Consider the following 11,609-nt stretch of genomic DNA (forward strand, 5'->3'; position numbering starts at 1 on the left):
CAGGCGAATACACCTTCCGCAGCGATTCATTCACGCTGTACAGCCGGAGCGAGCTGGACGAGCTGGCCGCAATCCTGAAAGGCAGACTCTACAAGGGAATCCTGCCTGACTCTCTTGTACTTTGGGGGTACCGCATGGATATTAAGGAAATATCACGTGAGCAGTGGAACGGTATGGGACAGCACGGACAAATCCGCATGAAATTTATGGGATACGGTCCCGTCAGAATCCACACGGACAATGAAAACCATACCGTAACAGTATACAGAATCAACGACAGTATATAACCAATTATAAAATTAAGGAATATGGCACGATATGAAATCTCCAACGAAATCAGGCCGCTCGACAGGCTCATCACAGGCTTTGCCTCATCATGCGGCTATGAAATACAGACCGTATTCAACGACCTGCTGCGTTTCATAATCCACGGCTTCTCTCCTGGAGCACCGCCAATAAGCAACTGGAAATACAAGCGTCAGCAAAACGCCTCGTTCATGGAAATGACAGCCGAATGGACACGTATCATGCAGAGGCAGATCGGCAGGTCGGGCTGGTTCGACGCTTTCGGTGAACTCCACATGGCTTACTGCTCAAAACCGGGACAGCAGGCAAACGGACAGTTCTTCACGCCGTCACATATCTGTGAACTCATGGTCATGTGCGCGGCAGGTAAAAAAGAGACCGGACAGAGGATGGGAGACCCTACATGCGGAAGCGGAAGACTCCTGCTGGCATACCATGCGCACAATCCGGGAAACTACCTGGTCGGAGAAGACATCAGCCGGACCTGCTGCATGATGACCGTATGCAACATGCTCGTCCACGGATGTGTCGGGGAAGTGATCTGTCATGACAGTCTCCAGCCGAAGGCATTCACCGACGGATGGAAAGTCAACCAGGCTCTGCCCTTGACGGGAATACCTTCTATAAGACGCATGAAGGAAGAGGAATACAGGAATCCTCTTCCGGAAAATATCGGACGCTTCAAAGAGGCAGTCCGTATCATCAACCTATTGGACAAATAATTACCAACCATTTAAAAATATAATTATGGAAGCTTTAGCAACATTGAACAATCAGAGACAGTTTGATTTCCAGAACAACGGAATCGAAGTAATGGACCTTGAAACACTACAGCGTACTTACAAGGAGAACGACATCTACGGCAATCCGGTCAGGGGAATCTACCACTACCAGGTCATCCAGCGCATGACGGACATCTGCCGCCGTCACAACCTGAACTACGAGGTGGAGGAAATCTTCGCCGCCCAGAACAAGAACCGGACACAGCCCGGAGTGGTCATCCTGCCACAGGTGGAACAGACCTATGGAGAGAAGGCGGTAGAGGCACATGTACTGCGCAGAATCTTCACAACAATCCGTATTCTGAACGGGGATACCGACGAACTGACAACCACACTCGTGGTAGCCTACCATCAGGACGGTATCCAGGCGGCAATAGGTCCCTGCGTACGTATCTGCCACAACCAGTGTATCCTTTCACCCGAACGAAGCGTTGCCAACTACGGCAAGGACAAGGTGACTACCGAGGAACTGTTCGGGAAGGTGGATGACTGGATGCGCAATTTTGAGCGTGACATGGATGCGGACAGAAGCCGAATCCAAAGGCTCAAGGAAAAGGTGTTGACACCCGGTGAATTGTACATGATCATCGGTATGCTGACGGCTCTGCGTGTATCCCATGACAGTGCAGACAAAAGACTGGCATCGCAGGTGGATACCTATCCGCTTAACCAGGGACAGATTTCCGTGTTTACGGAAGAACTGCTCAAACTCTCACTTGAACAGCCACGCATTACAGCGTGGGATGTCTACAATGTAGCGACAGAAATCTACAAGCCTGGAAAGACTGATTTTCCTGCCATGATTCCACAGAACGGAGCAATGGCCGATTTCCTGCTTTCATATAACCAGAATTAGAACCTGAAACCGAAATACGACAGGCCCGGTTCCGTCACCAGCGGAATCGGGCTTTGTATTTTATTAACTGTAATAATCAGATAAGATATGGCAGCAAGTAACAGAATAAAGGCTGAAATGTATATCCTTTTCAGCTGCAACGCATGGCACGAATACAGTTCATTCGAGCCAAAGGCGGTCTTCTCTTCCATAGAAAAGGCAGCAGACTTCCTGCAAAAGAACAGAAGAAAACTGAAACTGCAGGAAGATGACATCGAATGTTTCAGACAGCACAGTCAGACTCAGGGCAGGAATACCAATTACCTGGTACAGTCTTGTCCCTACAATCCAGTCCGTGCAAGAGACTTGGAATGACAAAGAATCCATTCATAAACAATCATATAAAAATATACGACTATGACAAATGATGAAAACACTTACATCGGAATGTCCCTGCCGGAAGGAATACGGTACATCACCGTTTTTGAAAAAGGGGATTTTGAAAACTGCGGAAGAATACTCAGGACATTCTATCGTACGGAAGACAGGGTGAGAAAATTGCTCGCTTTGGGAAACCTGCTCCATTTGGGAGGCAGTCTCTCATCAAATGAAAACAAGACAAGCTGTTGGCCTTTGAATAATGGGAATCCCATTCACGAAGCAAAGGAAATATCAGGCAAGGAAAAGTTCTTCCTGCTCGGTGACTGGACTTACCTGTATGAAAATGGCAGATGGTTTCTGGGCTATGAAGGAAAAATCTATGAAATCAGCAATCCTGAATTTTCTGTCTTTGTTCCCGACAAGGATCATACACCTTCCCCTCTGGACAAAGGACTTTCCTTTGCCGTAATCGGCGAAACGGGAAAACTGGAATTCACTCCGGAAATTGTCAACGGATGGGATACCTGGAAAAGCCTTCCCAAAAGAGTCAGTGAAAAAGGAAAAACAGTATATGTATTCCGCAAAACACAACTTATAAAAGTCATCAAACCTAAAAAACTGGAATCATGAAAGAAATCAATATGACAAAGGCTATATCATGTATGCCGGACAAATTCATCACAATGGAAATGGTTGAACTGGCCGCGACCGAACACCGTCCAGAACTGGTCAACTATCTGCCGGAGAAATATATTACTTCTGAAATACTTGACAGTATATTCAAAACAGATGATTACGGATGGCGTTCCTGGCAGCTTTCGAAGATACCTGAAGAAAAACGTAATCGCCAGATTTGTCTAAGGGCAATAAAGGCCGAAAAGAGTAATTTTCCTGACATACCGGAAAAATACAGGAACAGTGACATACTTGAATCGCTGTTCGCACATAGGAATTTCATGCACTACCTGCATCTGATACCTTCATCCTCATGGAACAACGGAACAGTCCGTGATGCAATATACTCCCTTTACCGTGACGTACAGCAAAACGGAGGTTACCAGTACTGTTCTGAGAGGTATGAACAGCAGTTCTTATATGAAACAAGCGTCATGCTTTCTTTCGTTCCGCGACAAGCCAAGGATTTCAGACTTTGGAAAGAACTGATCCATGACGGACGTATCGCAACCATGACTATCGACAAAATGATGCCTAAATGTTTCAAACAGGCAGCATACTACAAGGAATGGGCCATACGCTGTATCAAGGAAGTGGATACACGCTGGCTTGACTATGACACCGTATGGAAGGCCATCTGTCACAAGACAGGCAACCTGCATGGCATTTTCGATTCATACGGACATTACGAGTGGTTCTCCAAACATGCGGATGATGCCATGGCTGACAAAGCAATGGAGCTGGAACCTAACCTGTTTAACAAACTTCCCGGACGGTTCCGGACACCGGAAAGACTTATTCATACACTTGAAGTAAAAAGAGAAATCAACAGTTACAACTTCATTCTTGAACCGAACCTGATGACGAAAGAGGTTTGTATGGCACTGGCCAGAAGGGATTCGTTCTACCCTGATATTCCATCGGAACGCTGGAACAGGGAACTTGTGGAATATTTCACCGAATACGGCCATAGTCTGCGCTGGCTCCCTCAACTGCCGAAGAAACTACAGACCAGAAAACTTGCCGAGAAGGTTCTCAAGGAGAAGCCGCAATACTTCCATTATCTGCGGATGGAATTCATCACACCTGAAATGTCCAGGCTGTTATGTCAAAAAGACCAGGATAATATCCGTCATTTCAAGGAGCGTGTCATGGAGTTCCAGAAATATACAGGACTTCCAGCCGAATTCTATGGATGTGAAACGGATTTCGAGCATATCAGGGACCGTAATGACAGCCGCCGATACTGCCGTATAGGATTCACTTACATTGCCCTGCAAAAATGTAAACGCGGATGGCATGAAAGTGAATACTATCTTATCATGACACGCCATCCCAACCGATATATGCCTGCCGAAACAGTGTTCAGAAAACAGATTACCACATTCCACCGGACATGGCTGGAAAAGACAATATGTGACAACGATCCGCAATTCCAGATTCCGAAGATTCAAAAGAATTTGAAGGATGTACAGGCCATGCGGTATTATGAGGTGGAACATATCCGTACCATACTGGGTTGTGAAATATACCGCAACTCTTTCATGGGGCAAACAGTGGAATACTGTATCCGCAAGGACGGGCTGACCTACCATGACAGGAACATGGAAAGGCTCGCCTCCGGCCTGCAATACAAGATCAGTCAGTTGAAGGAGCAGGCTGTACTCCCCAAAGGAACTGATGACTCTATGGAAATCAATGCAGAAACGGTACACCGCAATATGGGGTATTGTCTGACCGGAATAGAAGCCTTTGCGGAAGACTACGGACTGGACGTAACCCGGACCTATACCCTGAAAGAGTTGAAGGACATTATCCATGAACAGGGATACAAGCCTTCACTGGAGAAATACAAAAAAGAAGTCCAACATCTAAATCTTATCTGAATATGAATATTTTCCCAAAAAGAATTGAAAACCTGTGCGATGAAATCATCGGCAGGATACTTGCACTGATGAAGGTAAACTCGGTTTCCGAAGTAATACTGACAGACAATGACAATCCGGTTTACGTAATCTGGTTTGACAAGATGGGTGATCCGTGCGAATGCTCGGTACACAAGGTAACTGCTGTCGGAAAAGGAATCACACTTGAAGTCCATGATAAGATAACCGGAGAAAATTACAAGGTAACAAGCCGCCATGAGGCGGCTCTGGCCAATCCGGTGTGGCTTAACGAGATACTGGAGGCCATAACAAACACCTTTCGGATAAAAAATACAGGACTGGAAGAGAATGTTATATGTTGCAAATGTGGAGGAAATCATGTAATATGCAATGCCTTCATCAATCCGAATACAAAACAGTTCTATAATTATGATGATGAGTCATTCTTATATGGATGGTGTGAGAAATGTGACAATTATACCATTCTCTGCGACATAGAAGCCGTAAAAAATGATATTGAAAACGGTTTCAAGAGATTTGTCGAAACATACGGGAGAAAACCTGAACTTGCAGAGTGCGAGATTATATGGAAAGACAGTCTTAATACTGAATACGTAAACATCGCAATTACTGATATACCTGAAGAATATGATAATACGATATTTTTCTACTGTAAAAGTCTCTCTGATTTGAAATCACTGGCTGACTACGGAAAAGAGGATTTTATAGTAACGGGGTGCATCAACTTCACAGACCTGGGTAATAAAGCATAAAATCTTTTTTATCTTTCAAGGTTGCCTGATATGTAAACTTTTTATATCTTTGCTGCATGAAACAGGAACGGACCATATCAGCCTACAAGAATTATTTCACGGACTTCATATCATCCATTAGAAAAGAGGAAGCCCGCAAGATATACTATATTCTTGATATGCTGAAAGTTCAGGAAAGGGTAAGCAGCAAGTTCGTAAAGTATCTGCGTGAAGAGCTATATGAAATCCGTGCTGAATATGGAGGCAACATCTTCCGGGTATTCTTCATATTTGATGACGGGAACATCGTAATCCTGTTCAACGGATTTCAGAAAAAGACACAGAAGACACCGCCTTCCGAAATAGAAAAGGCATTAAAGATAAAGGAGGAGTATTATGAAAACAAAAAATGAAAACCTGACCAGCATCGATGCTATCATGGATGAGGAATTCGGCAAGCCGGGAACACCTGAACGTGAGGAGTTCCGTAAGGAGGCATACGCCTACTGCATGGGACAGATTATATGTGATGCCAGAAAGAAGGAAAAGATGACCCAGTCCGAACTGGCTGAAAAAATCGGGACCAACAAGTCCTATATCTCCAGAATAGAAAAAGGTATTGTAGATCCGGGTATCAGTACGTTCTGCCGTATCATTGATGCACTCGGATTGAAGATTGAAATTGTCAAACCGGTATTATAATGGAAAATTATCAGGAAAAAGCCAGAGAAAACTTTTACCGCAACCGTCCGTACGGCATTCACATTGATTATGCCCGAAAAGGATTTGTACTGTTCAATCACTATACAAATAGTCTCGGCAAACAGGAAACCGGTTCTATTGAAGGCCTTCCCCTTGAAAAGTTCGAGGATGTGGACGCGATACCATTGAACGGGAAAATTATAAAAAATGGTAACCAGACAACAGACATCTATTTCTATACGGACGATTCAAATCCTTACAAAAACATGAAGCTGGATATGGATGCTCTGAAACAGTATAACCGGTTCATTTATCCCCTGTCACTTTTTTTAGACAGGATATTATAACAAGACAGCCGTGAATCATGATAAATTCACGGCTGTCTTGTTTCTATGGCACAAACAGTAATCTGTATTCTTCTTTTCTTCTCCTTTCTATTGACGAAATTTTCTTTCCCTTATAGTGACAATATCGTATGAAGTCCCCATAAATGTTCCGGTTACCGGCTTCCAGTTTCCTTATCAACGTGCTTTTGGGCATCCTGCCATAACCGAGCAACTTATATGGTCCCACTTGGTATGCCAGACACGCAACCAAAAGTGAATCCTTTCCCAGGTGACGGAACAATGCACACATTTCCTTCAGGTCCTTTCTCAGAATACTGTCTCCCTCACTTTCTGTCAGCCTGACGGGAAACTTTTCCCCTTTTCTGATACGGTGACCGTATGCGACATAAGGATGATGTTCCGGACCATGCCATCCTTCGAACTTCTTGATACACCTGACAGCCGTTTCCCACTGTGAGTCTTCCACATTCTCCTGTGCACGCAAGGAAGTTACCGTCATGGCCAGTACCACCAACGGCAGTACTGACCTTAGAAGTCTTACGGTTATTATAAGGCACCTCCTTCCTGAACTGACAAAGAATCTTCCACAGTACCTGTTTCTTCATCACCTGCATCGTTGAAGTCAAATTCCATTTCCGTCATGTTTCCCCAGTTGTCCTCGACAACGACAATGAAGTTCTGCGCCTCGTCACATAGTGAAGTATAATACAGCCTGAACTTCCGGTTCTCCAGCAGATAACGGTCATTCGGCTTGAATTCAAGACCGTTGTCCAGTTTCAGGGAACCTTCCCCGTCATACTGGAAATAACGGATCGTATAGACCGTACCGTCAAAATCGCCCTCACTTTTGAGTTCACACCGTATTTCCGCCGTCTCATTCCTGTTCAGTTCCTTGGGAACCGGCATTGTTTCCACGGTAAACGGATAACTCTGCTGGATTTCCAGCTCGGATTCGCACGAGGTCAATACAAGACTGACCAGACCTATGCAGAACATGGCAATCTTGCCTGCCAATCCAAATCCTTTTCTTATATTCTTTTCTGTCTTCATTTGTTTTCCTTTGTTTTTGTCAGATATTCATTCAAGTCCTTAAATCCATCATACAGACCGGAACAGTCCATAACCTTATTCCCGAAATGTATGTTCAAAGTCTCCAGTGCGGTAATTCCGGCCCGGTCACGGTCAAGAAAGCACCGGATTTTGCCGTAACCCTCCAGTACGGCATACGACCGTTCCAGATTGGATACAGAGTTCAGCACCAGGCAATCCTCGTCCGTCACAGTCCGCAATACCAATGCCGAAAGGAAATCCACAAATCCTTCAAACACACAGCACGTATCCTGTTTCTTTCCGGACAGGGACACACAGGAAATGTCCTTGGGAGAGATGCATCCCTTGAACATCGGGTTACGCAGTTCATAGCCGCCGCTCCGGTTCATGAAGCCTATGGCAAAATACCGTTTGCCCCGTATTCCATATGCCACTTCCTTGCAGAATCTCCCGGCTATGGCCGGATCAATGCCTCTCTCTTTCAGGTAACCTTTCAAAGCCTCATGACTCAGTTCCGTCACTTTCACGTCCTCGAATCCGGAAACGCGGGGTATCTTCTTACGTTCCTGTAAAGGCCGGAGGGGAAGGATGCCGGATTTCCCTGAAAGGAACTCCAGCTGTTCCATGAAACCGGTACTTCCGGTAAGTTCTCCGGCAAGATGGAAGATGTCACCTCCCTTTCCGAGGCCAAAATCAAACCAGACATTCCGCTGCGTATCCACCTTGAAGGATGCGGTTCTCTCATTCCTGAAAGGTGATCTGAACCAGACATCATTTCCTTTACGGGATACCGGTATATGCCCCATATCTTCAAGAAAACCGACAAGGGAAATCCGTCTAATCTGTTCCAGTTCCATAACCCGCTAATTTATCATAAAACGGATGCCGATTCCATATTGGGTATGGCAATGTCCGAGACTTCCGCCCCACAGGAAACGCTCACGCAAGGAAGCTGTCAATGCCACACGGTCGGCAAGGTACAGTTCCATCTCCAGCGTCAGGGCACAGCCGTACACAAAGGCATCGCCGTTTTTCAGGGTGGCCCCGTCATAGAGTATTTTATCAGACCAGTTTACCGTCTCATATCCGGCCAGTGCCGATCCTCCCAGATTGAGGAAGAACACTTTTCCCGCATCGGAAAGGAAATTCAGGTAATATCCGCCTTCTGCCGTAAACTGTGCAGAAGGGATGGTCACATGGCGGTAACCGTGTTTCATGTGCAGGTATTCCGCTCCATATACCCATTTGTTCCCGCCTTTGGCATAGCTTGAAAGTGTCATTCCCATATAGTATCCGTTATCGGAAGCCATACCTCCACGCATTTCCACACCCTGCATCCTTGGCAGAATCCGCTGGGCGTCTGCCTGTCCCACGGAAAGGACAAGCAGCAATGCCAGCATATACAATACTTTCGTTCTCATCGTATCTTCAGTTCATTGATGGTTTCCGCACGCACCAGGTCTTCGTTGACCACTTCAAAACTCTGGTGACGGCCGCCCTGTTTCTCATACATCTCCACAACCAGTTTCTTGTCGTCCGGTATTGTAAACTTGGGAAGGGCGAATACCGTACATTCCGAATCCCTGCCGTTTACACGTGTCACATAATTATAGGCACGCAACGGATAAATCACCTGCTCCTGCATGGCCGTACGCTTCATCACCTTTTTGTCCACCACCTTGAACGTAATGAAATCCACGTCAAAGGGCACATTCGAGGAGTTCTTTACCTGGGTATGGAAATAAAGCAGGTCATTATGGGTGTACAGCCCTTTGAGCAGATACTGGATACCGAAACGCTTGCAGCCGATATGACGGATACGGCGCTTGTCATTCTCATACACGGATTTCATGATAAGACGTACCAGACGGGGGGATTCGTTATCCAGCTCGGTCAGATAGATTTCCATGGCATTGTTGGGACGGTTCACCGATTCTCCGTCATGGATAAAATCACACATTTCCACATTCAGCAACAGCGGCTCGTCGGCATATTTCACGTTGAAGGTATAGAAGTTCCCTTCTTCAGTTATTACAGACATATTGGTCTCCTCCCTGAAATTGCGTGTCGTGGCCTTTACGCGGATTACATTCTCGGCACCGTCGGCCTTGCCGGCTATCAGGTTTGTAGAACCGAGATCCACATACTTGACCGGAGCCGGGAAAATGACATGGACAGTCTTGTCATACGTTATTTCCAGTCCGTGCGGCGGAATCATCTGGCTGAAACCGATCTTGCGGGTCAGCCCCTCATAATAATCACCGCTGCTCTGCTGCGCCCAGGCAGCCGATACGCCCAGTAAAAGGGCAAACATCATCAGAATCTTCTTCATGTGCTTTTGTTTAATGGTTGTCTTTTCTTTCATAGTTTCCTGTATTTCATTTCTCCGGTGAATGGAGCAGCACCCGGTGTCCGGCCTTCAGCGTAATCTTTACCATACGCATCCGTTTGGATATGTACTGGGAAACGCCCTGTATCACACCTTTTCCCAGATCGGAGGCAATCTGCGCCCCGGCATCGGTGGAAATGTTGATACTGCTGTTCATCGAGGTTCCCATGTTGGCGGCAATCTCTCTGGCAGCGTCATATTCCAATGAACCCGGCACCAGGATTCCCTGCTGTCCGTCCAGATCATAGACTTCCAGTTCCACCGGCAGGATAGTTCCCTTGTATTCCACGGCATTGACCATGATTTCCAGCCGTTCACCCTGTATGCGTGTGCCACCTACCAGTACAGTCCCTTTCGGTATGAAACGTCCGGCAACGGACATGGGCTCGGTAAGCCGCAGGCGCAAGGCCTGTCCGTCGGATACGGTCTGCGTACCGTGTACACAGGCAGCAATGGTATTGCCTTCCGTTACTGTCTTCCGGCCGACAGCCGTATTGAAACCGGCATTGCGTTCTCCCGAAAAGGCGGATATGAACTCTTCGTCGCTCATGGGTCTGGAAAGCGAGGATACCACCTCATTGTGAACCTGTTTCACCGGTATGGCTTTTTTGTCCTCCGCTTTTCTGACAGGAGAAGGGGTCTCCACTGCCTGACGGTTATTGTATTTGGCGGCCAGTTCGTAGGATTTTTCCATCAGGGCCATCTTTTCCTCCATGCCTGACAGTGGCTCCTGCTTCTGCTGCTGTATACGCTCCAGTTCCTCAATCCTTTCCAGAAGCCTTTCCTTTTCCGGATCGGTCCGCGGTTCATAGATGCTTCCCAGCGTACGGTTCATCTCACGGTAGGCTCCGGCCGAGGAACTGACCGGTCCGGCATTGCCTTTTTCTGTTTCCGTTTCCGTGTTTGTTGGCCTCTCCGGTGGAATGTTATCGGGAAGACGGACACTGTCTTTCCGTTCCTCTTTGGCAAACATGGACTCCGCAGCTTCAAAGAATGTCTTCCTTTTCCTGCTTTCCTGTTCCATCAGGGCCTTTTCATAGGCATCCTTCTTGTTCCCTTCCAGGCGGCTGTCCTCGGGAGAAGGGATTTCCGTATTGAATCCCTGTCCTTTATCCTGCCGCTCCCGTTCCTGCCCGGAAGGTGAGAATATCAGATAGAAACTTCCCAGACACAGCAGGAACATCAGAGGATACACAACAAATCCGGCGCGTTTGCGTTTCTGTTCCTCACTCAGCGGCTTCCTGTCCTTTGAGGACCGGAGCCTGAACGGTTTCATCAGCCGTTCCATTACTTTCTTGACTTTTTCTTTCTCCATTTCTTACAATAGATTGAATGAACTCCATACGGAGTGAATCCTTTTCCATAAATTCCATTCCAGACTCCCGGTTCTTACTGCCTATAAACGGTCTGCATGCCGTATAGACACATGCGGCGGTAAACGGGACAAACAGTATCCAGAGAACGGCCTTGCGCTGTTTAACGGTAAGTCTGTGGCAGAACCTCC

17 protein-coding genes are annotated in these 11,609 nt (G+C 46.6%); 10 read left to right on the forward strand and 7 right to left on the reverse strand.

Annotation, left to right across the window (positions count from 1 at the left end):
• From I6E11_RS13280 to I6E11_RS13325, 10 genes are all read left to right on the forward strand, one after another.
• Positions 1-287: DUF4121 family protein (locus I6E11_RS13280; protein WP_235338638.1), on the forward strand; the 287-nt coding region annotated here is incomplete at its 5' end.
• 21 nt (positions 288-308) lie between these two features.
• Positions 309-1,028: an N-6 DNA methylase gene (locus I6E11_RS13285; protein WP_235338639.1), complete on the forward strand. Its 720-nt coding sequence runs from the start codon at positions 309-311 to the stop codon at positions 1,026-1,028.
• A 25-nt stretch (positions 1,029-1,053) separates the two neighbouring features.
• Positions 1,054-1,944: a hypothetical protein gene (locus tag I6E11_RS13290; protein WP_004326295.1), complete on the forward strand. Its 891-nt coding sequence runs from the start codon at positions 1,054-1,056 to the stop codon at positions 1,942-1,944.
• A gap of 87 nt (positions 1,945-2,031) precedes the next feature.
• The gene (locus I6E11_RS13295) at positions 2,032-2,298 is read left to right on the forward strand and encodes a hypothetical protein (RefSeq protein ID WP_235338640.1); all 267 of its coding nucleotides are present in this window, start codon (positions 2,032-2,034) and stop codon (positions 2,296-2,298) included.
• 42 nt (positions 2,299-2,340) lie between these two features.
• Positions 2,341-2,934, forward strand: a complete 594-nt coding sequence (locus tag I6E11_RS13300) for a hypothetical protein (protein ID WP_004326298.1) — start codon at positions 2,341-2,343, stop codon at positions 2,932-2,934.
• Positions 2,931-4,865: a hypothetical protein gene (locus I6E11_RS13305; RefSeq protein ID WP_235338641.1), complete on the forward strand. Its 1,935-nt coding sequence runs from the start codon at positions 2,931-2,933 to the stop codon at positions 4,863-4,865. Before I6E11_RS13300 ends, I6E11_RS13305 begins: the two co-directional genes overlap by 4 nt.
• 2 nt (positions 4,866-4,867) lie before the next feature.
• Complete coding sequence (locus I6E11_RS13310; protein ID WP_013619025.1) at positions 4,868-5,638, forward strand: hypothetical protein; 771 nt, start codon at positions 4,868-4,870, stop codon at positions 5,636-5,638.
• A gap of 56 nt (positions 5,639-5,694) precedes the next feature.
• Positions 5,695-6,030: a type II toxin-antitoxin system RelE/ParE family toxin gene (locus I6E11_RS13315; RefSeq protein ID WP_087247662.1), complete on the forward strand. Its 336-nt coding sequence runs from the start codon at positions 5,695-5,697 to the stop codon at positions 6,028-6,030.
• Positions 6,014-6,319: a helix-turn-helix domain-containing protein gene (locus I6E11_RS13320; RefSeq protein WP_013619027.1), complete on the forward strand. Its 306-nt coding sequence runs from the start codon at positions 6,014-6,016 to the stop codon at positions 6,317-6,319. The genes I6E11_RS13315 and I6E11_RS13320 overlap by 17 nt, the downstream gene beginning before the upstream one ends.
• A complete protein-coding gene (locus I6E11_RS13325) occupies positions 6,319-6,666 on the forward strand; it encodes a hypothetical protein (RefSeq protein ID WP_007560866.1) in 348 nt (115 codons plus the stop codon). Before I6E11_RS13320 ends, I6E11_RS13325 begins: the two co-directional genes overlap by 1 nt.
• A 43-nt stretch (positions 6,667-6,709) precedes the next feature.
• Here the strand turns inward: I6E11_RS13325 and I6E11_RS13330 are convergent, their stop codons facing one another.
• The 7 genes from I6E11_RS13330 to I6E11_RS13360 form a co-directional block, all read right to left on the reverse strand.
• The gene (locus tag I6E11_RS13330; RefSeq protein ID WP_235338642.1) at positions 6,710-7,165 is read right to left on the reverse strand and encodes a glycoside hydrolase family protein; all 456 of its coding nucleotides are present in this window, start codon (positions 7,163-7,165) and stop codon (positions 6,710-6,712) included.
• Between the two features lie 47 nt (positions 7,166-7,212).
• Positions 7,213-7,716: a DUF3872 domain-containing protein gene (locus I6E11_RS13335; RefSeq protein ID WP_117703528.1), complete on the reverse strand. Its 504-nt coding sequence runs from the start codon at positions 7,714-7,716 to the stop codon at positions 7,213-7,215.
• Entirely contained in the window at positions 7,713-8,573 is an 861-nt protein-coding gene (locus tag I6E11_RS13340; protein WP_235338643.1) for a DUF8464 domain-containing protein, read from the reverse strand. The genes I6E11_RS13335 and I6E11_RS13340 overlap by 4 nt, the downstream gene beginning before the upstream one ends.
• 6 nt (positions 8,574-8,579) lie before the next feature.
• Positions 8,580-9,137, reverse strand: coding sequence for a conjugal transfer protein TraO (locus tag I6E11_RS13345; RefSeq protein WP_235338644.1), 558 nt, complete (start codon positions 9,135-9,137; stop codon positions 8,580-8,582).
• Positions 9,134-10,048 carry a conjugative transposon protein TraN gene (gene traN / locus I6E11_RS13350; RefSeq protein ID WP_087247691.1) on the reverse strand — a complete coding sequence of 305 codons (915 nt, stop codon included), beginning with the start codon at positions 10,046-10,048 and terminating at the stop codon, positions 9,134-9,136. Before traN ends, I6E11_RS13345 begins: the two co-directional genes overlap by 4 nt.
• Positions 10,049-10,094: 46 nt before the next feature.
• Complete coding sequence (traM, locus tag I6E11_RS13355) at positions 10,095-11,420, reverse strand: conjugative transposon protein TraM (protein ID WP_449500929.1); 1,326 nt, start codon at positions 11,418-11,420, stop codon at positions 10,095-10,097.
• The coding region (locus I6E11_RS13360; protein ID WP_235338645.1) for a hypothetical protein at positions 11,332-11,609 on the reverse strand (278 nt) is incomplete at its 5' end. The genes traM and I6E11_RS13360, both read right to left, overlap by 89 nt.

Origin of the sequence: Bacteroides caecigallinarum, assembly GCF_021531075.1 — a bacterium.
In the GTDB taxonomy this organism is placed as follows: domain Bacteria; phylum Bacteroidota; class Bacteroidia; order Bacteroidales; family Bacteroidaceae; genus Phocaeicola; species Phocaeicola caecigallinarum_B.

Excerpts from the sequence above, each read along its gene's own strand:
- I6E11_RS13285 (WP_235338639.1), top strand. The coding sequence starts at position 309 with ATGGCACGATATGAAATCTCCAACGAAATCAGGCCGCTCGACAGGCTC.
- I6E11_RS13290 (WP_004326295.1), top strand. The coding sequence starts at position 1,054 with ATGGAAGCTTTAGCAACATTGAACAATCAGAGACAGTTTGATTTCCAG.
- I6E11_RS13295 (WP_235338640.1), top strand. The coding sequence starts at position 2,032 with ATGGCAGCAAGTAACAGAATAAAGGCTGAAATGTATATCCTTTTCAGC.
- I6E11_RS13300 (WP_004326298.1), top strand. The coding sequence starts at position 2,341 with ATGACAAATGATGAAAACACTTACATCGGAATGTCCCTGCCGGAAGGA.
- I6E11_RS13305 (WP_235338641.1), top strand. The coding sequence starts at position 2,931 with ATGAAAGAAATCAATATGACAAAGGCTATATCATGTATGCCGGACAAA.
- I6E11_RS13310 (WP_013619025.1), top strand. The coding sequence starts at position 4,868 with ATGAATATTTTCCCAAAAAGAATTGAAAACCTGTGCGATGAAATCATC.
- I6E11_RS13315 (WP_087247662.1), top strand. The coding sequence starts at position 5,695 with ATGAAACAGGAACGGACCATATCAGCCTACAAGAATTATTTCACGGAC.
- I6E11_RS13320 (WP_013619027.1), top strand. The coding sequence starts at position 6,014 with ATGAAAACAAAAAATGAAAACCTGACCAGCATCGATGCTATCATGGAT.
- I6E11_RS13325 (WP_007560866.1), top strand. The coding sequence starts at position 6,319 with ATGGAAAATTATCAGGAAAAAGCCAGAGAAAACTTTTACCGCAACCGT.
- I6E11_RS13330 (WP_235338642.1), bottom strand. The coding sequence starts at position 7,165 with ATGACGGTAACTTCCTTGCGTGCACAGGAGAATGTGGAAGACTCACAG.
- I6E11_RS13335 (WP_117703528.1), bottom strand. The coding sequence starts at position 7,716 with ATGAAGACAGAAAAGAATATAAGAAAAGGATTTGGATTGGCAGGCAAG.
- I6E11_RS13340 (WP_235338643.1), bottom strand. The coding sequence starts at position 8,573 with ATGGAACTGGAACAGATTAGACGGATTTCCCTTGTCGGTTTTCTTGAA.
- I6E11_RS13345 (WP_235338644.1), bottom strand. The coding sequence starts at position 9,137 with ATGAGAACGAAAGTATTGTATATGCTGGCATTGCTGCTTGTCCTTTCC.
- traN (WP_087247691.1), bottom strand. The coding sequence starts at position 10,048 with ATGAAGAAGATTCTGATGATGTTTGCCCTTTTACTGGGCGTATCGGCT.
- traM (WP_449500929.1), bottom strand. The coding sequence starts at position 11,420 with ATGGAGAAAGAAAAAGTCAAGAAAGTAATGGAACGGCTGATGAAACCG.